The sequence below is a fragment of the Flavobacterium sp. CSZ genome (assembly GCF_015350725.1).
Taxonomy (GTDB): domain Bacteria; phylum Bacteroidota; class Bacteroidia; order Flavobacteriales; family Flavobacteriaceae; genus Flavobacterium.
Map to the genome: position 1 here is coordinate 106,610 of NZ_JADKPQ010000004.1, position 25,317 is coordinate 131,926.

Sequence of the window (25,317 nt, forward strand, 5' to 3'; positions counted from 1 at the left end):
TATCATGGATATTTACTTGTAACTATATAGTTAGTTCCGTCATTTATTAATGTAACCCCATCATTAGCTTGTATTTCGTAATCGCTTTCTAAATTACCTTGATATAGTATTTGCAAATTTCTGTTTTTACAATTTATGATAGTATTTCCTAACGGATTTCCTGTTATATAAAAGATAGCCCCAACCGAATCAGTTACATTTGGTAGAGTTATGGTTTTATTTATTGCTAAAACTGTTATAAATCTAGTAGCATAACCATCAGGTATAGTAAAATCATCAGATATACGGCTTATCTTAGGTAATATATCATCTAAGGTCGCTATAGTGTAAGCTTCGGCTCTTAAAGGTTTAGCAGGTATCAATATCTCAACTCCAGGACTTGTAGGTTCTGCAAAGGAAAGGTTGGTAGATTTGGGAGTTCCTGATAACATATCCCTTTTAACCATCAAAGAGATAGTAGATAAGTTCATTTCTAAGATACTTTGTTTATCTCCATCATTATATGAATTAGTTACAGTAAATACATCTGGATATTGTTGCATACTGGTAAATCTATGTCCAGATCCTGAAACTCCATTATCTAATAAAAATTGGTTACTTACAAAACTCTCTCCGCCTTCTAATAGAGATATTGTACTGCTTGCTTTAGTGGCTGTATTTTTATTTGTATCTATTAGTTTTTGCAAAGTAATATCATCTGTCGTTGCTAATTTGTAAGTTAAATTATCCCCGTTAACTTTAGCTGGTATTTCATAAGCAACAGTACCCGATAAATTAGTATTATCCTCAAACCTTAAAATAGACATACTACTACCTAGTATCGACCCGTCTTCATTTAATCTATTTAATTGTACTGACATAGTTGGGTTTCCATTAGTACTTCCAATTGCTCCATTTTTATAAACATCAGGTTGTGTTATTCCAACATCTTCTGACTGCATAGTAACTCCATTTTCTGACATACTAAAAAGTCCTGTTTGTACAGGATATCCTAAATATGGAGCTAATGTTGTAGATTTTTTCTCAATCCAAGGTTCTGATCTAAAGTCTATATTTAATGAAGTATCAAGAGAAGTATAAGATGCACCATTATCTAAGGTTTGTTGCAAATCTTGCGAGCCTCCACCGATTTCAACATTCCCAGTTCCTAGAATAGACTCTCCGTTTACTGTTTTAAAATCGCTTCTTAAGGCTACCGTTCCAGTTTTTGCAGGTAAAACTACCTCGTAATTACCTAGTGGGTTTGTACTAAAAGTTAGTTGTTTTGAGTATGGAACTCCATCTACTGTACTTGTGCTAATTATAACATCTGAACCTATTTTAACTTCGTTATCAGTGGTTTTATTTGTCATAATTAAAGGAAAAGTATTTGAGGCTTGCAATTCTATTTTACCCTCCGAATCCTCCATATTTACGAGTGCATTAGACACGTCTAACTGCATAGATCTACCACCACTCCCTGTAAGCATTATAGATTTATCAGTTGATTCATTTCCCGAACCTAACACTTGATCTAAAGTTGGAGTTGTTCCACCTGAATGAGCGTCTAAATACTCTTTAGTCACTAAGGATTTATTACCGCCTGAATCAATTAGAGTATTTGTTAATGTCGGAGCTAATAATCTGCCATCAGTTTCTTTTCTGATTGCGATATTTCCACTACCATCTGACAATATAACTAAGTTTGAAGCATCTGTAGGTAATCCTGTAATACCTCCAACGATTGTATTACAGTTACCTGTCTTTATTCCTGCATTATTTTTTCCTGAATTTATTACGATGTTATTGCTTCCTGAGCTTACAGTTCCACCTTCCTGAGTTTCTAATAATATATTAGCTGATCCTGATGTAAGATCTCTACCCGCTTGGTACCCAATAGCTATATTACTACTTCCTGTATTTGTTACTGTTGCACCTCCAAGAGCTAAATATCCAAGAGCTGTGTTTTTTTCTCCTGTAGTAATTGCTGACCCAGCGTCATTACCTATTCCTACATTTTTCCCTCCTGTAGTTAAATTATAAAGAGAGTTTGACCCGACTGCTGTATTAAATGTTGTATTAGTTGCAAGATTTAAACTATTTGAGCCTATTGCAGTATTAGAATTTCCTGTAGTTAATTTTGCTAATGCTTGAACACCTAAAGCTGTATTGTAACCTAAACCTGTTGTAAAATTATATAGAGAAAATGCTCCTACTGCTGTATTAAAACCGACAATGTTTGTTCTTAATGCACCATATCCCAATCCCGTATTATAAGTTCCTATTGCATTCTCTCTTAATGAGAGTGCTCCAACTCCTGTATTACCAATTCCTGTAGTATTTTTACTTAACACTGAAGCTCCAATGGCTGTATTATTTGTGCCAGTAGTATTAAGAGATAATGCAGTATAGCCTAAAGCTGTGCTATTATTAACTGCGCCTGCTCCTCTACCTATTCTAACAAGATTTATGATTTTATCAACTCCTCCAAGTTCTTGTAAAGGCGTATTATTAACGATACCTGATTGAGTTGCTGAAACTACCTGATCTGTAGCTAATTTATAAGGAGCACTACTATCTGGCATCTCAGGGAAAGTAAAAGTATTTTGTCCTGCTGATTTTCCATCAAAAAGTAATTTTAAATTTTTCTCTCCTTTACTCCAGTTTATGTTATCTCCATTGTATTGGATACCTTCTCCGAGTGGACCATCAATTGATAAGTTTTTAGAATCTATTGTAGCACTATATTCTTCGTCTAAAAATACAATTGGCTGAGTAAGGGATTTATTGTCTGAATTTAAGACCTGATCTAATGTTGGAATCGCTGAACTAATAGTAATATCTCCTTCTCCAACTATCTCTTCTCCATTAATTGTTTTAAAATCTTCTTTAGCAGCTAATGTAATTTCTGTACCTTCAGTTACAGGTAAATTTATCGTGCTAACGCCTGTCGAAGATGTATTAATTCGTAAATATGATTCAGCAGTATCCCGATTAAAAAATATACCTTGAGGGTTTATCGAAACATGTTGACTATCATCATGTGTAAAAACACCAGCAGAATCAATACCTGCTAACAGATTTGAGTTACTATCGGTTAAACGTATAGATCTGGAATCTATGCTTGTTTTTAACCAATTATAGTAGTCATCGTTAAACATTATACTGTTTGTGGTCTCATTACCATTACCTAACGTTGTTTGTAAATTCTGAGCTCCGCCTGCTTCAATAACTATATCTCCACCGCCTGTCAATGGCTCCCCATTAATAGTTTTAAATTCGGGTTTATTAAACAATTGACTAAAACCAGATTCACTATTCCAATCCGTATTTACTTGTGGTGCATGTGCAATTTTATCGGCGAGGTGATTATCTAAAACGACTTTGTCAGCCTTAGATAAAAGCAATTCGTCAATTCCTTCAATATCTTTTACGGGAACTTTTTCAAATTTGTGACGGAAAGAATCCCAGGTATCCCAAAATTGTTGTTGTGATGGTTTAAGACCAGTTTTAAACCATTGTTTTATGGTGTTTAACGTTTGTAAGGCCATATTTTTTTCTTTTAATTATGTAGTTATTGATTTTTATAAATTGAATCTTTTTATGTAATAAGACAAATAGTAATGTTCTTTTGATTTTTCATAATTGTCAATTTAGATTAGGATTGAATTGCTTATTAGTAATCTTTTTTCTAAATGTTTGATTAGGAAAAATTGAGAATTATTCTTGTCGGGTATTTTAGGCATTTTGCTGATGCCCATTAATAATAAATAATCCATAATGGCTGCTGTTTTAGTTTGATTAATATATAGACTTGTAATTCTTTTTATTGAAAAATAGGAGAGTCCTTTTTTAATAAATGTTGTAGAAAACCAACATCAGTATTTAATTTTTGAGAGTGTAAAAGTAGAACAGAAGAATAGAAAAAGAACCAAAAAAAGCCTGATGAATTCAGTAGTTTCAGTAGAAAGGAAACTTGCTGAAACTACTGAATACAAGTAGTTTGGAATTTAGAAATCGCAAACTTTGATACTACTTTTACACCCAGAAAAACACCAAGCGATGAGTAAAAATGTAATTCATAATTTCAATCTTTCCATAAAAAATAGTGCTGATATAAAAAGTTCAGAACATTTAACCGAAACCATAATAAAAGAGTTGGCTAAAGTTTCAAAAGAAATGAGTCAGCAAAAAGATATCGTACAACTATGGCAGGAGCAAAACAATCAAACTGCAACTGCTATTTTAAACAATTCTACTGCCTCAATCGAAGGAGACGCGATCGATACTAGTGCCGGAACAATGCAAAATCCGATGCAATTAATTAGCAATACTCTGTCGGTTTTAGAGGGAATGCAGGATTCGATGGTTTCAACAGGAACTTTAGAATCTGGATTATTTACTACTTTAACAACCACTCCAATCGAAGGAGGCGCCGCTGATAACACTCTAAGAACAGAAATGAGTTCTTCTGCATCAACCGGCATTACTCCTTCGGTAATGGGAGATCAGAATTTGACTAATCAGGCATATTCAGGTATTTCAGTACAACAAAGTCTGATGGTGCCGGAAAGCTTTCAAATAAATGATAATGAGCCGTCTGTAGAAGTAATTAAAGCTGAGGTTAAAAAGAAATTAGATGCTGCAGTTATTGAAAATGATACTGAATCTATAAAATATTGGACAAGTATTTCTAAGGCTTTTGATCAAGGTGCGACGGTTTTGGATTTTGATGGAAAACCAGGTAATGAATTGTTTACTCAAATGTATGTGGAATTAAAGCAGTTAAATTTCTCTGCCGTAGTGGCTCAAAGCTTTAACTGGGAGATCGTTCGTGAAAAAATGATTAAAGCAATTGATGCTAATATACTTAAAGGATCTATTTCTAATGATAGTAAAAAACGCTGGGAAATAATAAAAGATCAACTGGCCAATGATAAGACAAATATTGCCAATCTTTTTGAGCGATACGACGAACTATTTTTATTATTAAAAGAAGTGCAAGGACTTGATAATTTGCCTACGACTATTACCATAATTACTAAAACGAAGATATATCCTAATTTAAGTGCAGACAAATTATATCCAGAAATAGGAAAAGAAGCTATTTATGGACGCCTTAAGCAGATTATTGAAACTAATTTTAAAGGAAGTGGAGTAAACAAAGGTGCGTTAAAAATTAGAAATACAAAACAAACTTCATTTATAATAGGAGAAAGCCTCGAATTTTTCGTTGATGAAGCCTTTATAAATCAGATGCACAATCAAAAAGAAAATATTAACTGGATAGTGTATAATAGCGACACAAAAAAGGAAAATATTTTTAAAAATGAAGGCACTTCTTTTAGCTATAATTTCGATACACATGGAACATACAGAATCGATGCTTATGGAGAAAATTACACAGTAAAACAGAAGAAAAGTGCAAAAACGGCTACTTTCATAGAGCTAAAAATAATAACTCAGGAAATTGTAATTGCACCTCCGGCAAATGTTGCTGGTGGCTTTGTAAGACCTTTCTCCGAAGAGAAAAATTTTAAAGTATCGCTAAAACATACTGCAGTAAAAACACTAAATCCATTAAAACTGTATTATCAAATCGAAACTGCGACTACTGGTAAAACAACTATAATTTCAGAAGAACGAGAACTAGACTCAGCAGGTAGTATTAAATTATCGATGCCAGATTTAGGAACTTATAAAATTAAAGTTTTCAGTAAAAATCAATATGCATTAGTTAAGGAGTTTAAAACTTCGGTAATTAAAAATGAAGTTACCAGAATTGGTCTCGCCGATAAAGCATCAAACAATAATGTGTTCTTATTGGGTATTCATGACGGCACGGTAACTTTAGAAGCGAAAAAATTCAAGATAAATCCTCCTACAGATGCAGAAAAAGAAGATGTAAGTTGGATGATTTATGATTCTACTAATAAACGATATCTGGCACCTGGAACCGAATTATTCACAAATAAAAAAGATCCTCAAACGGCGTACATTCATAAATGGAATTCTTTTATTATGCCTATTCCTCAAAAACCAGGACATTATACAGTAGAAGCTTTTAGTGATCGTCAAAAAGGAGCCAAATCAGAATGTGTTTATAAAATGGAAGTAAAACACCCGGAAGTTACTGAAGCTTATTGGTCATGGAGCGGTGGAAGTAAAAAGGAAATATCTGGTTTTTCGGGAGAAAGCAATTATATAAAAGCTCAAATTCCTCACTACGAAAATCAAAAAGTTAGAGTTTATTTTTATTTAAATAAGGCAAAAACGAACCATTACATTGATGTAAAAACTAATGCAAAAGGTGAAATTTTTGAAGAAGTAAAATTTGATGCTGGTTTTCAAAAAGCAATTGGATTTACGAATGGAAAAAATGCCAAAATTGGATTTAAACTATTAGGAATACAGAATAGTAAACCATATCCTTTTAAGACACCAGCTAATTACGAATTAGATACTGTTTTATCTGTTACAACAGATGCAAAAATTCTTGATGTTTATTTTACTTATGATGGGGTTCGTGTAAGACCAGAGGATGAAGTTCCATTTGGTAAAAATGGAGCAATTGTAACTATAGTGGCTAAAACTCAAAATTTGGTTGGACAAGAAATTAACCTTACTGCTCATAAAGTGCGGGAAAAACCATCTTTTAGTAATAAAGCAAGAGTAAATTCAGAAGGAGTTGCAACAATTAGTTTTACTTTAATGAACCTTAATAAAAAACTCAAAAATGGATCACAAATAAAATATTATGCTGGTGTTGAAGGTTATTCTACGAAACATTTGACTGATAAATTGTTGACTATGGTTGTAGGCGATGGAAATGTAAATAAAGGAGAAATTATTGATGAAGATGATCCACAATTAATTTGGGGAGCTAAAGTGAATAAAGATTTTAGAGTGAAAGTAGTACAAATTTGTAAAGAACTTTGGCCAAAAAATACATTGGAGATGGCAAATGGGCTTATGGCTGTAATGTATCGAGAAACAGGAGGCAATTTTGCTCCAAATCAAATTGAAGGGAAGTCATTAATTTCTAAAGAACAAATAAATAAAAAAACGTTTGAAAAATATATAAATGGAAAAAAATATTCAAGAGCAGTAGGCTTAATTCAATTCACTCAGAATGCACTTACTAGTATGGGTGAATATACTGGAGGAGGACATGATGTACTCAATGAATTAAAAGTTCAATATGCAAATATGACCCAGCTGGAGCAATTAGCTAAAGTTAAAATATACATGGAAAAAGTAAAAACTTTACCAGTGATACACGAAGACATTTACGTGGCTGTTTTTGCTCCATATCATGTTGGAAAAGGACTTGATAAAACAATGTATGAGCTAGGAACTGTAGATTATAGTCAAAATGCTAATTTAGATATTGATAAAGAAAAAAATGGTATTCAGATGAGAGAATTAATTACTGAATATTACACTAGTTTAAATGACGGTGAGTATGGAAGAAATATATGGCGTAATCCTCTTGATAAAATGGAGTTGAGGGGATGGTACAGTACTTGGAGACCAGAAGATAGTAATGATGGTATAGTTCCGACAAGAATTGCAGGTAAGCATGATGGACTTGATTTGTATGCTTCTGTTGGAACTCCCGTATTTGCATGCGTTGATGGAATACGTGTTAGGGTTGGTCCCAATCCGTCAAGTACTTATGGAAACACAATTACAATTAAAGGTTTTTATAATGGTAAAGAATACTATTTCTTTTATGCTCATTTAAGTGAAACTTTTATAAAAATAGGTGAGAAAGTAAAAGCAGGAAAAAAAATTGGATTGACTGGTAAAACTGGAAATGCAAGAGATTTATTAGCTAAAAAGACACATTTACATTTTGAAGTGAGAAATTCAAGTGCAAGTCAAGGAGCTTCTGTAAAACCTTTTAAAGCAATTTCAGAATTAAAAGAGTCTGTCAATATAAATCCGAATAAGGAAAATCAAAAATAGTGGAGGAAAATAATATTATCTTCGTAAAAAATATCAATAATGAGAAATGTATTATTTATTTTAATATTTGCTTTCTTTTCGTGTAATCAAAAGCAGGAGCAGGTAAAAGTAAGCAATAGAGTATCTGTGGATAAAAATGATATTCACACAAGTGAAGCTAAAAAATTTGTGGTTAACAATGTGTATGATGAAAATGATTCTGATTTTTCAGATGTACAGGTCAATTATAATATAGGAAAATTTGTTTTCGACAAGAATTATAATGAATTTATTATTGATTCAACTTTCGATCATGACGTAGCATATCAAAAAATAAAGGATTATTTATCAGATCAATATGCAGACGACAAAAATATTATCCGATTGTCTAATTATGTTTTTTCACTTCAAAAAAACGAAGGTTTTTTATACATAGGTCTTTTTAGAAGAATCGATAAGAATAAATGGAAATGTAAAGATTTAATAAAACTTGAGAGATATTCAGAATTAGGAGAATATAATTACATTTTAGGGGATGGAAAAATTTTTAGTTACGCATGTAATACAACTGCAGGAGATTCATGTTTCGCAGTAGTTATTGATAAAGTAAATTCAGCAGGCAAATATGATCAAATTTTAAAAGCTGTAAAATTTGATTTAGTAAATGAAAAGATTATCGAACTTGACCTAAATAAAGAAAAGGTAGAATGTCTTCCTGAAATGAGTGATGAATAAAGTTATTTATTAAAAATTTATAGATCTTATTAAGTATTAAAAAAAGCGAAAAAGTCATTTGACTTTTTTGCTTTTTTTCTTTGAAACGATCAACGATTATTAAAATTAAGTACAAATGCACCCCTTAAAAAGAAAAAATAGCGACATCTCTTTTTTTGTTTTAGATTTATCTTGCAGTGCGTTTGGTTTGTTTTTTTTCTAAGTTTAGAGCAAATAAACCAATCGCATTAATTAATCATTGATCTGTAAGTAAATCAATTTATGAAGAACATTAAAAGCTGCATTTTAAGTCTTGTATTATTTTTTTCCATTTCCTTTAGTGCCATCGCTCAGGGATCAGATTTGTATTTTGATCATATCGATTACGATGTGAGTTTTTCGCAGAGCATGATTTCGAGTATTCATCAAACTAAAAAAGGGTTTATCTGGATAGGAACTGCAAACGGATTAATTAGTTACGATGGCTACAGTTTTTTGAGATACGCTTACAATAAAGACATTTTAAATACCATAAGCAACAACCATATTAATGTTGTTTTAGAAGATAACGAAAAGCAGCTCTGGATAGGAACCAATAACGGTCTGAACCTTTTTAATAAAAGAGAACGTGATTTTTTAAGAGTCGATGTTCAAAAAGTAAAAGGCGGTAGAAACTACATTTCATCTATCATTCAGGACGATCAAAACCGAATCTGGATTGGAACTTTTGGAGGCGTCAAACGCTTAAATAAAAAGCAGTATTTATTAGAAGAAATTTCAAACGATCATAATTCCCCTTTTAGAAAAAGCAGGGTTTTATCACTGTTTTATGATCGTAATTATGGTGTTTTAGTGGGCACAGCAAAAGGACTGGAATGTTTTGACCCTAAAAACGGATCGCGAAAAGAACTTCCGAAAACTTTAAAAGAAAATGAAGCTTTATTCCATTCTAAGATTTGGAAAATAATTAAAGAAAAAAATGGTGATTTATGGTTTGCGACCGAAGCAAACGGAGTTTTTCATTATAATGCAGCCGCAAATTCCGTAAAAAATTATCTTCAGAATTCCGGCAATAAGAAAAATTTATCATCAAATTGGGTCAATGATATTGTGGCTGTAGATGCTAATACCATTTGGTTTGCCACAAAAAACGGATTATGCATTTATAAAAAAGATAAAAATGAGTTTACCAAATACCAGCATAATCCCCTTACAAGTTACAGCTTGTCTGACGATGATGTAAAATGTTTCCTAAAAGACCGTCACGATGATATCTGGATTGGAACCAATGGTGGAGGAGTAAACTTTTTCCAGAAAACCAATACTAATTTTGCCAACGTAAGAGAGGTTATAAAACCCAATTTCGGATTAAACAGCTCTTTGGTAAATGCCGTTTCTAAAGAAAGCAACAATGCTGTCTGGGTAGGAACAAACGGCGGCGGTTTGAATTTTCTGGATTTCAGAAACAACAAAAATTCTTCGTATTTAATAGATACCAATGATTTTGATAAAAGTGTGAATATGATTATGGCTTTGGTCAATCAGAATCAGGAAAATTTGTTTTGCGGAACTTTCAACGGATTATTTAAGTTTAATAAAAACAGCAAAACCTTCAGCAAAATACCGCTTTCTCCAAACCCCAAAGAACGCAGCCGACCGATAACTTCTTTGTTACTTGATAATAATGATTTATGGGTAGGAACAAACGGAAGCGGATTAAAAAAAATACTGCCAGACGGAACCATAGAAAGTTATATGGCCGACGGAACTTCAAACGCGCTCAGCGATAATTTTATTACAGATATTGCAAACCGCGAAAACGGTTTGTGGATTGCTACACAATACGGTTTGAACTTTTTTGATAAAAAACTTAAAAGAGTTACCAAAATCTATAAATCAGGAAAAGCCAGCGGATTGCCAAATAACAGCCTTACGGTTATGTTTACCGATTCTAAGAAAAGATTTTGGGTAGGTTCTGAAAGCGGTGGCATCAATTTGTTGAATGAAAAAGCCGGACATTTTTTCGAAATCAACCGCGCGCTGGGTTTTACAGATGAAACCATAAAAAGCATTTCAGAAGATGCACAGGGAAATATCTGGATCAGCGATAATAATTTGCTGTATAAAATCAGAACAAAGAAATTGAGAACAACTCCCGCTATTTCTGATTTTGAAATTACTTCTTATTCCGCAAAAGACGGTTTAAAAGTAAAGCAGTTCTCGAACAACAGCAGTTTAAAATTAAATAATAACGAGCTAATTTTCGGATCTTCAAACGGATTGATTGTTTTTAATCCATCCAAACTCATAAAATCTCCGGATAATGCAGAGATTGTTTTAACGAAGCTTATCGTGAACAATGAAGAAATCAGACCCGGAAGTAAAGAAGTGGAACTAAAAGAAGATATAAGTGAAACTCAGGAAATTACCCTGCATCATGATCAGGGATATATTGGATTGGAATTCAGTGCAATGAATTTTGTTTCTCCCGAAAAAAACGAATATGCCTATAAACTCGAAAGTTCCTTTAATAAAGACGATTGGCATACCATTGGTTCACAGCATTATATCAATCTTACCAATTTAAATTCGGGAACTTATCTCTTGAAAATTAAAACGGCAGATGGTGGTGGAAAATGGAATCCAGCCATTAAAACCTTAAAAATAATCATGTTACCGCCCTGGTGGAAAACATGGTGGGCGTATATTTTCTATTTCGGATTATTACTAGCCGGATCCGTTTTATTGTTTCGATTTTTAAGAAATCGTGAATTATTAAAACAAGCTTTTTATCTGGAACAAGTCGAGAAAGAAAGACAAGAGGAATTGTACAAAATGAAACTGGATTTTTTTACCAATGTTTCGCACGAAATCAGAACGCCGTTAACCCTGATAAGCGGCCCGGTTGAGGAACTTTTAAATAGTGCTGAAAAGAATTCTAATCTCGAACACAAACTCAAAGTCATCAAAAACAATTCTGACCGATTATTAAAATTAGTCAATGAATTAATGGATTTTAGAAAAGCCGAAAAAGGAAGCATGAAAATTTATTGCGAACAGCAGGATATTGTTTCTTTCTGTTTTGATATTTACGAATCTTTCCGCGGATTTGCAGTCGAGAAAAAAATCGATTACAAATTTGTTCTCAACATCAATACCGCTTTGATTTATTTTGATAAAAATCAGATGGAAAAAGTGATTTATAATCTGCTTTCGAACGCCTTTAAATTTACCAGTAAAAACGGCCGAATTACTTTGGCTGTTGAACAAAAAGAAGATTCAGATTCCATAGAAATAAAAGTAAAAGACAACGGAATTGGAATTCCTGAAAACAGAAAAAAGAAAATTTTCAAAAACTTTTTCCAATTAGACGATCGCGGAAGTGCTAATTTGGGAAGCGGAATTGGTCTTGCTTTAAGCAAAAGTATTGTCGAATTGCATCACGGAGAAATTAAAGTACAAACAGAAGCCGATGCCAATTTCAATACCATATTTACCATTACTTTAAAGAAAGGAAAAGATCATTTTAAAAAGTCGCAGATTGTTGAAAATGCCATTAAAATAGAAGAAAATGCAAGTCCAATCTCGGATGTAAAAACCGAAATTGAAACGTATGAGGCGCAATATATTGAAGAACCGGAAAACAGCAACAAAAAGACCATTTTGGTTATTGAAGACAACGAAGAAGTATTGTCTTTTGTGTATGATATTTTATACAGCGATTACAAAGTCCTGAAATTTACAGACGGAATACAGGCGCTCGAATATATGGAAAAAGAAATTCCGGATCTTATCGTAACCGATGTTATGATGCCGGAAATGGACGGTTTTGAGCTGTGTAAAATTCTAAAAACAAACCTCAATACCAATCATATTCCGGTTATTCTGCTAACGGCGAAATCATCTACTTTAAACAGAATCGAAGGACTTTCGACAGGGGCAGATGCTTATATTTCGAAACCTTTCAGCATAGAAGAATTAAAACTGACAATAGCCAATTTATTATCGGCCAAAGAAATAATGCGTCAGAAATACAGAAACGGATTTATTACAGATACTGAGGACGAAAATGCAAATACGCCCGAAGGTTTATTCGTAAAAAAACTAACCCAGATCATCGAAGCCAACATCGATAATACGGATTTTGATGTCAATGATTTAGTTCGTGAAATAGGAATGAGCAGAACTGTGCTTTATAAAAAAGTACAAACCCTTACCAATCAATCCGTAGCCGGTTTTATTAAAAATATGCGATTAAAAAAAGCCGCCAGTTTATTAATGAACACCAGCTATTCAGTATCAGAAGTGACCAATATGGTAGGTTTTAACGATCGAAAACACTTTAGCAAAGAGTTTAAAAGATTTTACAATTTATCGCCTACTGAATATAAAGGGTCGAAAAATTAACCGCTAAGGTTTAACCACAAGGTTCGCTAAGATTTACGCAAAGTCCACAAAGTTTAATTAAAGCTTTGCGGACTTTGCGTTTTTATTCTTTGCTCCCGATAGCTATTGGGATTGCGGTTAAACTAAATTTAAAACATGAAAATTAATCGAATTTTAAAAATTTAAGTTTTTTATTACGGATACCGTTTTTTTAAAGCCTAAAACTGCAAATAAGCACATTGATCCCCCAAAAAACGAATATCTTCCTCCCCTAAAAACGTCATTTATTGGTCACATTTGCAATGAAATCATGACTGATTTTTAAACTAACTAACCAAAAAAATAACTTATGAAAAAAAACAAACATGAAAAGATGTTTTTTCTTGGAGGAAATTATCTAAAACTAATTTTACTGCTGTTTATGTGTATTCTTTCGACCACAACCAATGCACAGGAAACTTCAATCACAGGAAAAGTAGTCGATAGTCAGGGCTTACCCTTGCCAGGCGTAAATGTGCTTTCAAAAGGGACATCAAAAGGAGTCCAGACAGATTTTGACGGAAATTTTAGTATCAATGTTGCTGCTAAGAGTGTATTAGTCTTCTCTTTTATTGGGATGGATGAGGTTTCGGTTGAAACTGAAAATAAAAAGAATCTAAAAGTAGTGATGAAAGCAAGCTCTCAGGCGCTTGACGAAATTATAGTCGTAGGATATGGTACAAAAAAGAAAAGCGACGTAATCAGCTCTGTGGCATCTGTTAAACCGGGTGACATGACTAAAGTTGCTACTTCTGATGTGGCCGAAATGTTAAGAGGTAAAGCAGCAGGGGTTCAGGTATCATTAGCTGATGGCGGACCAGGAAGTTCTTCAACAATACAAATTAGAGGAAAAAAATCGATCAACGGAAGCAACGAACCTATCGTAATTGCTGATGGAATCGTAATAGGAAACATCAATGATATTAATGCTAACGATATTGCTTCTTTAGAAATTTTAAAAGATGCCGCCGCGCAGTCTATTTATGGAGCAAGAGCATCAAATGGGGTTATTTTAATTACGACTAAAAGAGGAAAAACAGGAAAAGCAAAAATTGCTTATAATGGATTCTCCGGAGTACAGACAATTAATAGAAATTTCGATATCTACAGCGGCGAAGAATTTGCCCAGCTAAAAAGAGAAGCCTATAGAACAAGTAACAATGGCGTTTACAGACCAGACAATCAGGTTTTTTCTCCGCTTGAATTAGAATCGGTTCAATCCGGAAAATATATCGATTGGGAAAAATATGCCTTAAGAACCGGTGTGACCAATAACCATAGTTTGAGCGTTTCTTCAGGAACAGATAAAACCAGCATTTTTACGAGTTTAAATTACATTAATACTTCCGGTGTTGTACCCAATACCGACTTCGAAAAAGTGGCCATGAGAATTAATGTTGACCAAAGAATTACAGACTGGCTTAAAGTGGGAATGAATCTTTCGCTTCAGTTTTCTGAGTCAAATCGCCCTAATGTGGGGAATATTCTAAATAATGCCATTAATACCTCACCGCTGGGTAAAATTTACAATGACGATGGTTCGTTCCGTCATCTTCCGGGTGGAATTCAGGAAACACCAAATCCGCTTATTGATATTTATGAAACCAATACAAATGAGTTAAACAGAAATGACATTATGAATGTGTTTCTGGATATCAACATTTTAAAAGGTTTTACCTATAAATTAAATGCCAGCAGAAGATCCTGGAATTACAAAGCAATGAATTTTAATTCTTCGAGATCACTTTCAGGAATTGCAAATTCAGGACAAGGAAGCGGCAGTATTCTTTTTAAGGATAATGTAGAATATCAGTTTAGTAATATTTTGAATTACAACTTTAATCTGGCCGAAAAAAATCATTTTAGCGCAACGGGAGTTTACGAAATAACATCATCAGAATACAATGAGTTTAAAAATTCCTCAAACAGAATTCCGAGTGATATTCTAGGTATTTATGGTCTTGAAAGTGCTTTCCTGAACACGCCGGAAATTGGCGGTAATGAACGTTCTCTTATTTCATTTGCCGGAAAACTGGAATATGATTTTGATAATAGGTATTATTTTACCGTTTCGGGCAGAGCCGATGGATCATCAGTATTTGGTAAAAATAATAAATGGGGATTTTTTCCCGCTGTAAATGCGGCGTGGAATGTTTCGAACGAAAATTTCATGAAAGAACACGTTCCTGTTTTGAGCAATTTAAAATTAAGAGCCAGTTATGGTAAAGTGGGGAATCAGCCCAAAGATCCGTACCAAAGTATGGCAGTGGCAGACCAGAGAGATTATATTATAAACGGAATAAAAGTATCAGGTTACGTTCCAGGTTCGCAATTGTCTAATCCGGATTTACGTTGGGAAACTTCAACACAGTTAAATCTTGCCGCCGATTTTGGTTTATTCAAAAACAGATTAACGGGAACGGTTGAGGTTTATAACACCGATACTTCAGACTTATTGATCTATGAAACTTTAAATGCCAATACGGGATATACAACCAAACTGTCTAATCTTGGAAAAGTAAATAACAAAGGTTTAGAGATTACTTTGAATGGAGATTTGATCAAAAAACAAGATTTTAGACTGAATGTTGGCGCAACTTTCACCAAAAATAAAAACAGCATCGTAAGTATTTATGGTAAAGATGCCAACGGAGACGGAAAAGAAGACGATTCTGTGGGAAATCTATGGTTCATCGGGAAGCCAATCGATGTGTATTATAGATATAAAGCTGTTGGAATTTATCAGCAAGGCGAAAATATTCCAATTGTTACAGGAACAACTCTGTATCCGGGAGATATAAAATTATACGATGCAGATCCATCAAACGGAGCAAATCCAAATCCGGATCAGGATAGAGTGATTACTTCAAAACTGCCGGATTGGTTCGGAACTTTTTCAGTGAGTTTAGAATACAAACGTTTCGATTTCTCGGCAGATATTTATACTGTTCAGGGCGTTACCAGAGACAATTTATTTTTATACGATTATGTAAAAGGTGGTTCTTTAAGAGGAGTTAAAAACGGTATCAAACAAGATTACTGGACACCGGAAAACCCTGGAGGAAACTGGCCGAGACCAAGAGACGGAAACGATCCGCCGTACATCAATACTTTAGGATTACAGGATGCCTCTTACATACGTTTACAAAACGTATCACTTGGGTTTAAATTTCCTGAAAACACACTTAAATCATTGGGCTTAACCAATATGAGACTTTATGTAACAGGAAGTAATTTAATTACCCTTACAGATTATCAGTCGTATAGTCCTGAAAAAGAGATCAACGAATATCCTGAACCTGTTACTTGTGTTATAGGCTTACAAGTAGGTTTCTAACAGCACATTTAAGACATCAATAAAATAAAAATAACAAGATCATGAAAAATATAAATTTTCTATTTGTTTTGATATTCGGACTTTCTTTAGGATTGACTTCGTGCGAGGAGTTTCTGGAAGAAAACGTAAAAGATCAGATTTCTGTAGATTATATCTACACTTCTCCGGCAGGATTAGAAGTTGGAGTAAATGCACTGTACAACCAAATGAGGTATTATAATTCGCCATCCGGAGATAATAACGATTTATGGGCCAATGTATTTTTTATGGTTGCCACCGATTTAGGATTGCACAGAACCTGGAATACACCTTACGGAACAGGCCATAATCCGCAATCTTTTACAGGATCAAAATGGATTCAGGGATATAAAATTATCGACAGATGTTCTGCCATTATCACTTCGGCAAGAAGCATTAATATGGATGCAAATGCCAAGAAAAGATTAGTGGCTCAGGCGCGTGTTATACGAGGCGAATTGTATTTAGATTTAAAACAAATGTATGGCGGGATTTTAATCGACACCATTCCAACAACACCGGAAAACATTAATGATGTAGTAGAATACAAAGTAGCCAGCGATGCAGATGTTTACAAATTAATCGACGGCGATTTGGATTATGCTATTGCAAATCTTCCTTTTAAAGTAGATGCGGGCCGTTACGGACAAGGTGTTGCAAGACATATTCGTGGTAAAAGCGCTTTATGGCAGCAAGACTGGATAGAAGCAGCAAAGCAATTTGATGCCATTATCAATGACGGAACTCACGGGTTAGTGACATTGGCAGAGGTTTGGGGACAAAATGCCAACCATAAAGAATCACTTTTCACCTATCAGAGAGATTTTCTATTAGGACCAAGTGATGACCTGGCAGGCGGCGGTGGTTTTTGGCTCGGAAGTGTTTTTACACAAAGAACGTATGAGTTAAATGCAAGCGAATTAATTCAGGATGTGGCTTACGGAGGTCAGTCTCTGGGATGGTTTTATCCCAACAATTATTTAAAATCTCTTTATGATCAAACCAACGATTTAAGATTTAAAACCTACTACTATTCAGATAATTATCAGGATTATAAAATCAATGTTGTGGGTAACCCAAAATTCGGACAGCCTATTACCAATCCGGCAATTGCAGCGCCAAACGGAAATTATAGAGCCTGGCATTGGAGTTTGAAAAAATACCACGATACAGAAAAACTGCCAATGACATCCAACAGTTATAAAGATTATATGTATTACAGATTAGCCGAAACCTATTTACTGGCATCAGAAGCCTATCATAATCTGGGTAACGACACAAAAGCGCTTGCCTATTTAAATAAAGTGAGAAGAAGAGGATATACCGGAAATCCGGAAAGTACTGTAACAACTTTCGATTTAACAACCTGGACATTAAATAATTATTTAGACGAATCGGCAAGAGAATTGGCTTTTGAAAACAACAGATGGTTTCTGCTAAAACGATTAGGACTTTTGGTAGAAAGACAAAATTTATATTTCCGTTCAAGTCCATCCGGAACGAGCGCTGGAGAAGTACCTTTAAAAATGACACCAATAATGGTCAATATGCCAATTCCACAAACTCAGATTGATTTAATGGGAAAACCGGCAGGATTTAATGTGGGGTATAATTAATTAGAATCAAATTTTTGTTAGTAACAATAGATCTGGAAATCGAATTTGGTTTTGATTTCCGGATCAAATAAAAAACAACACGATGATAAAGAAACAATATATTTTAGGTCTATTAACCGCTTTGTTATTTGCTTCTTGCAGCAACGACGAAAAAACAGTTTTTATTAATGTTGATGATAATGGATCTCCGGTGAATCCAACTCCAACATTGACTTTAAAAGAAAAAGCAAAGTTTAAAATTGGGGCTGCAGTAAAAATGAAAGATCTGCAAAACGAAACCAATTTTAAAAATGCAGTATTAAAACATTACAGTCAAATCACGGCCGAATACGAAATGAAAATGGCAAGTATCTGGACTTCTTCAACAGCATACAATTATACAGCGGGAGATTATCTGGTAAATTTTGCCAAAGATAATAGTCTGGAAGTTCACGGACATACATTGATTTGGTACGATTCGTTTCCGGAATGGTTTAAAAATGCCAAATACGATTCAATCGCATTCGAAACCAAAGTCAAAATTTATATTACCGATGTTGTAGGGCATTACAAAGGGAAAGTAAAAAGCTGGGATGTGGTAAACGAGGTTTTTGCAGATGGAGGAGCTTTAAGAAATGAAACGGTTATCAACTCGCTTTTTAAGGATCCAATTGGATTTTACGGAAGATGTTTCAGATATGCAAAAGCGGCAGATCCCGATGCTAAATTATTCTACAATGATTACAGCGTTGTTATTGATGGAGGAAAAAGATCTGCTATCAAAAAAATGGTCACAAGATTCAAAGCCAATGGAGTGCCAATTGATGGTTTGGGAGATCAGTTTCATTATGCCACCGATACAAATCGACAAACCATGAAAACGGGTTTTACAGATCTGGCTTCAACAGGATTGCTAATTCATATTTCAGAATTGGATATTAAAGTAAATACTGCAAAATCAGATTCGTATGTGTTTAATGATGTCGAACAGCAAAAACAATCTGAAACCTATAAATACATTACCACTATGTATGAAGAACTGCCTCAAAATCAAAAATTTGCGATCTCAACCTGGGGTGTAACCGATAAATATACGTGGCTGACAAGCTTCTGGCATTCAAAAGAATATCCGTTGCTATTAGACGCTGATTATAATAAGAAACCGGCTTATCAGGGATTTTTGGACGGATTAAAATAGAGTTTTAGAATATAGAGAATAGAATATAGAAAATAGATCTAAAAGAAGAGAAACAAGAGACAAGAAGCAAGATTAGGTGAGAAATCTTTTCTCTATATTCTTTATTCTATTTTCTAAAAAAAAAAAACAAGAATCAAGATTTTCTGAGAAGTTTATTCTCTTTATTCTTTGTTCTTTCTTCTGTCTCAAAAAAAAGAATAAAATGAGAAGTCTTTCTTCTTTACTCTTTCTTCTATTCTCTTTTAAAAAAAAATAACCAAAAAAAAGAAATCATGACCATAAAACTAAATCATATATCTAAATTAAAATACCTGTTTTTAGTGCTTTTCATAGGTTTGTTTTCCTGTGAAGATGATGTACGCGAAGTATATCTTTATAATAAAGGAAAGCTAGAAGCAACTTCGACCAACACCTCTGTTAAAGCAGGAGAAACGGTAACGTATATCGATTCATCAACAAAAGTACGTGCTGTAAAATGGACTTTTCAGGGCGGATCTCCGGGAGCTTCAATCGAGCGAAATGTTGAGGTAAAATATACTAAAGGAGGAACTTTTACAACGACTCTCGAAATCACTTTTGTTGATAATACAGTCGAAAAGAAAACATTTGCTGTTGAGGTCGAAGCTCCTGCAATTCCGCCAATTGTTATTCCGGCTGACGCCCTTAAAATTTATTCTGACAATCCTGATTTTACCAAAACGGCCCCTGTTTTAAATTGGGTTTCAAGCAATCAGTTTGTAATTAAAGAAGTTGCCAATGATGGTTATGAAGGAGCGTACAGAAATTTTTCTCTTCCGGCAACACCGCCTGCAACAGAAGCTAAATGGGCGATGGCAATTCTGTCGTTTGTAAATTTCACTGATATTTCCTCTTACACTTATATCAATATGGCGGTAAGAACGACCAGCACCGGAAAAATCAGATTTAGAATGAAAGATGCCTCGAATACAGGATATGTAGAATTTGATGCCACAAGCAATTTATACGGACTTAAAAGAGATGGAAGCTGGAATATGGTTAAAATTCCAATTGCAGAATACAAAAAACAAAATTCGGCATTAGACCTGACAAAAATTAAAGATATTTTGGTTTTAAGAAGCGTTGATCCGGAAGATATCAGAACTTTAAATAATTACGTTTTCGATTTCGATCATATCTATTTGTCTAAATAATTTTTTAAACACATAGTGTGAACTCAGTTCTCAGTTCTCAGTCACAGTTTTCAGTCATGCTAAACTGAATATTGCGACTGCGACTGATAACTGAATACTAAAAAGACCTCTTAAAAAAAATAAAAACTAATGTAATGAAGCATTTCCTTTATTTAATATTCTGTTTTACGAGCCTAATTTCCCTGCACGCACAGAATAATATAAAATACCAAAAAGTCGAAGCCAGACAAAATGCCTTAGACCCAAAATGGGTTTCGTATGAAGCCAAAACGATTGATAAACTTCCCGGTTTTAAGATAAAAAAACAAGAACCTATTTCAATTTACGGCGGATCAAAAGCCTGGCAGAAAGAAGCAACAGGATTTTTTAGAACCCAAAAAATAGACAACAGATGGTGGATTATCGATCCGGAAGGTTATCCGTTTATTTATAAAGGAGTTGCCGTTTTTAATGCCGGACGATCTGTAAATCAGCAAAAAGCATTTGATAAAAAATTCGGAAGTCCGGAAAATTGGTTAAAGCAAGAATCAAAATTACTTCGCGATAACGGATTTAACGGAGTAGGAGCGTGGTCGAATACAGACTTGGTGAGAAAAGGAGAAAACCCGCTGGTTTATACCGTAATTATATCGCCAATGGGTATGTATCATTCAGACCATATTAAAAAATTCGGCGGAAAATATAAAGAAGCCAGCTGGCAGAATTACCGTTTTGATTTGGTTATGGTTTTTGATAAAGAGTTTGATGCATACGTCGAAAAAGCGTTCAAAGATCTTTCTCAATACAAAAATGATAAGTATTTGATGGGTTATTTTACTGATAATGAACTGCCGTGGTATAACGACGCGTTAGATAAACATTTAACTTTATTGGCCAAAGATGAACAGGGATATATTGCGGCAAAAGCATGGTTCGATCAAAGAAAAGGTTTTAGCGCTTCGGCCTCAGATATTACTCAGGAAGACCGCATGGCGTTTACCGCTTTTTACTTTGAAACCTATATGAAAAAGGTTACCGTTGCACTCAAAAAAGCAGATCCCAATCATCTTTATTTAGGATGCCGTTTTAATCAGGATAAAGAGCAGGAATTAACGAATCCGGAGATTTTTAAGGTGGCCGGAAAGTACATGGATATCATTTCGATTAATCATTACAGAAAATGGGAACCAAGTCAGGATTTAATGAATAAATGGGGCGAATGGTCCGGAAAACCGTTTTTAATTACAGAATGGTACACCAAAGGAGAAGATTCCGGATTGCCGAATAATACCGGAGCAGGATGGCTGGTTCGAACTCAAAGAGAAAGAGGACTTTTTTACCAGAATTTCACTTTAGAATTGCTTAAGAATAAAAATTCGGTTGGCTGGCATTGGTTTAAATATATGGACAACGATCCGGAAGATTTAAGCACCGATTATTCAAACAGAGATTCAAATAAAGGTATTGTAAACAGTGCATTTGAACCGTATAAGCCTTTATTAAAAGAGATGAAAATTATTAATGATAATGCCTATCAATTAACGCAGTATTTTGATAAGAAATAGAATTTGTAATAAAAAATAAAATAAGTTAAGCTATGAGAAAAATAATAATACTGTTTTTTACTTTTCTGATTTTTGGGAAAACGATGGCACAGGAAATTCCGTTACTATCCAATATTTCGGCTCGAAATAACATGAACTTAAACGGAAAGTGGAGTTATATTGTAGATCCGCTCGAAAACGGATATTACGATTATCGATTAATGCCATTTAAAAACAACGGATTTTTCGAAAATAAAAAATTCAACACCACAGATTTAACCGAATACAATTTTGCAACTTCGGCCACGATGGATATTCCGTCTGACTGGAATTCAAAAGACGAAAGATTGTTTTTTTACGAAGGAACAGTTTGGTTTCAGAAAGACTTTAATTATAAAAAGAGTTCTCAAACCAAAGGTATTCTTCATTTTGGAGCAGTCAATTACGATGCAAAAGTATATGTAAACGGAAAATTGGCAGGAAGTCACATAGGTGGTTATACGCCTTTTAATTTTGATGTAACCAATTTGCTTGTTGACGGAAATAATTTTGTGGTGGTAAAAGTAGACAACAAACGTCATAAAGATAATGTTCCAACCGTAAATATGGACTGGTGGAATTACGGCGGAATCACCAGAGACGTTACTTTGGCTCAGGTTCCCAATACTTATATCGAAGATTATCTGGTTCAGTTGGATAAAAAAGACAGAACAAAAATTTCAGGATGGATAAAGCTGAACAGCGATACAGCAAATCAGTCTGTTTCGATTACAATTCCAGAACTAAAAATCAAGAAAAGCATTATAACGGATGCCAAAGGAATGGCCTATTTTGAGATTAAAACCAATCCCGTTTTATGGACACCGGAAAAACCAAAATTATACGACCTAACCATTGACAAAGCCCATGAAAGTATCGCGGATAAAATTGGTTTTAGAACCATTGAAACCAAAGGAAAAGAAATTTTGTTAAACGGAAAAAAGGTCTTTTTACGCGGTATCAGTATTCACGAAGAAGCACCGTTTAGATCCGGGAGAGCCTGGTCTAGAGAAGACGCCGTTACTTTATTAAGCTGGGCAAAAGAATTAGGTTGTAATTATGTTCGCCTGGCTCATTATCCGCATAATGAAAACATGGTAAAAGAAGCCGAAAAAATGGGATTAATGATCTGGTCTGAAGTTCCGGTGTACTGGACGATTTCATGGACAAATCCGGATACCTACGCCAATGCCGAACGTCAGTTGCACGATATGATTTACAGAGATAAAAACCGCTGCGGAATTGTAATTTGGTCTATTGCAAACGAAACTCCGCACGGCGATGATAGAGATATTTTCTTAAGTAAACTTGCTAAATATGCCCGTACACAGGATAATTCGCGTTTAATAAGTATGGCAATGGAAGTAACCAAAAGTCCGAACAATGTAAATACGCTTCATGATAATATGAACGAATATGTAGATATTGTGAGTTTCAATCAATATTTAGGCTGGTACAGGGGAACGAACGAATCATGTAAAGATATGCAATGGGTAATTCCGTATAACAAACCCGTCATTATTAGCGAATTTGGCGGTGAAGCGCTGCAAGGTTTACACGGAGATAAAACACAGCGCTGGAACGAAGAATATCAGGAAGAGTTGTATGTGCAAAACACGCAAATGTTCAATCGTATAGAAGGTCTGGCCGGAGTTTCGCCCTGGATTTTAGTTGACTTTAGATCACCACGCAGGCAGTTACCCAACATTCAGGATTTCTTTAACCGTAAAGGTTTGATTTCAGATCAGGGAATAAAAAAGAAAGCTTTTTATGTAATGAAAGATTGGTATGCTCAGAAAGAAGTAGAGTATAAATAATTAAAAAAAGTGTGGTTGTCTTTTCAGGCAACCGCAATTTTTTTCAATATATAGTAAATATTTTCGGGACTAAACTTCTTTTTTCTTTATACATCTTCCTCTTGGTTCATCACCTTCATGAAGTACAATTTCAGAATGCAGGAACTGTGCAGCCTCTGCAGAATCTTTTACTTTGATGGCACTTCTTTCTAACATCTCTGATTCAAACTCATTTAAGACACTTTCTCTTATGCCTGCTTTTCGCCATTCAGACATTGGCCTGCATCCTTTCGAAATGCCGCGAGCGAGTGCAAGTGCATCCAGTAAGGCCTGATTGGCTCCCTGTCCTTTAAACGGGCTCATTGGATGAGCTGCATCTCCAATCAAAGTTACTTGTCCGGCTTTTGATAATAATGCTGAATCCAGTAATTCCCGATCATAAACCGGATAACCGGAAATCTGAGCTTCCTGAGTTGCTGTTATAATCTGAGGAATAGGATTGTGCCATTGAGTTCTTCGGTAGGCTTCTTCCTTAAGTGCATAAGTTCCCTGAGCACTTAGTGTTTTGGCTTCTTCTTCGGACATTGGAAAACTAAGCTGCCACATTACAGAATCTGATGTATAAGGCATTATGTAAATGCGTTCATTTCCGTTAGCGGTCTGGAATACTGTTGCAGAATCCAGTAAATCACTATCAATTTCCTCAAGAGCTTTCAAAGGGCAAATACCCAGGATCACAATACAGTCCAGATAACGTAAAGGAGTAATGTCTTCGCCTATTAGTAATCTTCGTACCGAACTGCGAATACCATCTGCCCCAATCAAAAGATCGGTTTTTACGCTTTTTATTTCCCCGTTTACCTGAAATTTTAAATCAATCCCTTCATCTTCATTTTGTTTAAAATCAACTAATTGGTGTCCCCATTGTACAAAATCATGACCTCCCAGTTGTTCTAGTAATGCAAGTCGCAAAGATTGTCTTGCAATATGCACATTCGTACGTTTATTAGCTGTTTTAGTATCGGACTGCAGCCATTTTCTAATTCCCCATTCCCCGATAACTTTTCCTTCTGTAGTATGAACCAAATGCCTTGTTGAAACCACACCATCTTTTAGAGAGAAAATACCCAGTCCTTCTATGGCTCTACTGGCTTGTTGCAAAGTGAGTCCGTAGCCTTGAGATCGCGCTTCGAAGTTATTATCACGTTCATAAAGAGTAAAAGGAATTCCGCGATGCAGGCAGGCTACAGCGAGAGCAACTCCACCTATACCGCCGCCAATAATAGCAACATGTGGATAATTTTCTTTATCCGCAACAGCTGCACTGGCTGCCAGAATCAATCCTGAGCCATTACAATTCAGGCATACATATAAATTGCCTTTAGGATAAACCGGAGCCGTTCCTTCTTTTGTTTTTTCAAACTGATCGAGAGCAATCTGGTAGAGCAGTCGTGCTTTCTTGCTGATTCTTCGGCTTTTTTTGCCGCGTCCCTGGCATTCCGGACAAATAGCCCAGCTGGTTTCTTGATTTTCCACTTTTTTGCTTTCCTCTTTATTTAATTGGATCTTGC

General features: G+C 34.7%; 11 protein-coding genes. 9 read left to right on the top strand and 2 right to left on the bottom strand.

Annotation, left to right across the window (positions count from 1 at the left end; translation table 11 throughout):
• Positions 1–2: 2 nt before the first annotated feature.
• Entirely contained in the window at positions 3–3,530 is a 3,528-nt protein-coding gene (locus IRZ78_RS06045) for a hypothetical protein (RefSeq protein WP_194615669.1), read from the bottom strand.
• A gap of 511 nt (positions 3,531–4,041) precedes the next feature.
• Between IRZ78_RS06045 and IRZ78_RS06050 the strand changes: the two genes are divergently transcribed.
• From IRZ78_RS06050 to IRZ78_RS06090, 9 genes are all read left to right on the top strand, one after another.
• Positions 4,042–7,950 (top strand): M23 family metallopeptidase, encoded by a 3,909-nt coding sequence (locus IRZ78_RS06050; RefSeq protein WP_194615670.1) that lies wholly within the window; start codon positions 4,042–4,044, stop codon positions 7,948–7,950.
• A 39-nt stretch (positions 7,951–7,989) separates the two neighbouring features.
• Positions 7,990–8,664, top strand: coding sequence for a hypothetical protein (locus tag IRZ78_RS06055; RefSeq protein WP_194615671.1), 675 nt, complete (start codon positions 7,990–7,992; stop codon positions 8,662–8,664).
• Positions 8,665–8,925: 261 nt separating this feature from the next.
• The gene (locus IRZ78_RS06060) at positions 8,926–13,050 is read left to right on the top strand and encodes a two-component regulator propeller domain-containing protein (protein WP_194615672.1); all 4,125 of its coding nucleotides are present in this window, start codon (positions 8,926–8,928) and stop codon (positions 13,048–13,050) included.
• Positions 13,051–13,378: 328 nt separating this feature from the next.
• Positions 13,379–16,405 (top strand): TonB-dependent receptor, encoded by a 3,027-nt coding sequence (locus IRZ78_RS06065; RefSeq protein WP_194615673.1) that lies wholly within the window; start codon positions 13,379–13,381, stop codon positions 16,403–16,405.
• Positions 16,406–16,446: 41 nt separating this feature from the next.
• Complete coding sequence (locus IRZ78_RS06070; protein WP_194615674.1) at positions 16,447–18,039, top strand: RagB/SusD family nutrient uptake outer membrane protein; 1,593 nt, start codon at positions 16,447–16,449, stop codon at positions 18,037–18,039.
• Positions 18,040–18,121: 82 nt separating this feature from the next.
• Positions 18,122–19,216 carry an endo-1,4-beta-xylanase gene (locus IRZ78_RS06075; RefSeq protein ID WP_194615675.1) on the top strand — a complete coding sequence of 365 codons (1,095 nt, stop codon included), beginning with the start codon at positions 18,122–18,124 and terminating at the stop codon, positions 19,214–19,216.
• A gap of 272 nt (positions 19,217–19,488) precedes the next feature.
• The gene (locus tag IRZ78_RS06080) at positions 19,489–20,388 is read left to right on the top strand and encodes a hypothetical protein (protein ID WP_194615676.1); all 900 of its coding nucleotides are present in this window, start codon (positions 19,489–19,491) and stop codon (positions 20,386–20,388) included.
• A 134-nt stretch (positions 20,389–20,522) separates the two neighbouring features.
• The gene (locus IRZ78_RS06085) at positions 20,523–21,932 is read left to right on the top strand and encodes a hypothetical protein (RefSeq protein WP_194615677.1); all 1,410 of its coding nucleotides are present in this window, start codon (positions 20,523–20,525) and stop codon (positions 21,930–21,932) included.
• 32 nt (positions 21,933–21,964) lie between these two features.
• On the top strand, positions 21,965–23,767 hold the full coding sequence (locus IRZ78_RS06090) for a glycoside hydrolase family 2 TIM barrel-domain containing protein (RefSeq protein ID WP_194615678.1): 1,803 nt from the start codon (positions 21,965–21,967) through the stop codon (positions 23,765–23,767).
• Positions 23,768–23,836: 69 nt separating this feature from the next.
• On the opposite strand, the gene IRZ78_RS06095 is transcribed toward IRZ78_RS06090, so the two are convergent.
• Complete coding sequence (locus tag IRZ78_RS06095) at positions 23,837–25,282, bottom strand: NAD(P)/FAD-dependent oxidoreductase (RefSeq protein ID WP_194615679.1); 1,446 nt, start codon at positions 25,280–25,282, stop codon at positions 23,837–23,839.
• Positions 25,283–25,317 lie beyond the last annotated feature (35 nt).

Bases quoted from the DNA above. Each gene is read 5' to 3' on its own strand.
- IRZ78_RS06055 (WP_194615671.1), top strand. From the start codon at position 7,990: ATGAGAAATGTATTATTTATTTTAATATTTGCTTTCTTTTCGTGTAAT.
- IRZ78_RS06090 (WP_194615678.1), top strand. From the start codon at position 21,965: ATGAGAAAAATAATAATACTGTTTTTTACTTTTCTGATTTTTGGGAAA.
- IRZ78_RS06045 (WP_194615669.1), bottom strand. From the start codon at position 3,530: ATGGCCTTACAAACGTTAAACACCATAAAACAATGGTTTAAAACTGGT.
- IRZ78_RS06065 (WP_194615673.1), top strand. From the start codon at position 13,379: ATGAAAAAAAACAAACATGAAAAGATGTTTTTTCTTGGAGGAAATTAT.
- IRZ78_RS06080 (WP_194615676.1), top strand. From the start codon at position 19,489: ATGACCATAAAACTAAATCATATATCTAAATTAAAATACCTGTTTTTA.
- IRZ78_RS06050 (WP_194615670.1), top strand. From the start codon at position 4,042: ATGAGTAAAAATGTAATTCATAATTTCAATCTTTCCATAAAAAATAGT.
- IRZ78_RS06075 (WP_194615675.1), top strand. From the start codon at position 18,122: ATGATAAAGAAACAATATATTTTAGGTCTATTAACCGCTTTGTTATTT.
- IRZ78_RS06070 (WP_194615674.1), top strand. From the start codon at position 16,447: ATGAAAAATATAAATTTTCTATTTGTTTTGATATTCGGACTTTCTTTA.
- IRZ78_RS06085 (WP_194615677.1), top strand. From the start codon at position 20,523: ATGAAGCATTTCCTTTATTTAATATTCTGTTTTACGAGCCTAATTTCC.
- IRZ78_RS06060 (WP_194615672.1), top strand. From the start codon at position 8,926: ATGAAGAACATTAAAAGCTGCATTTTAAGTCTTGTATTATTTTTTTCC.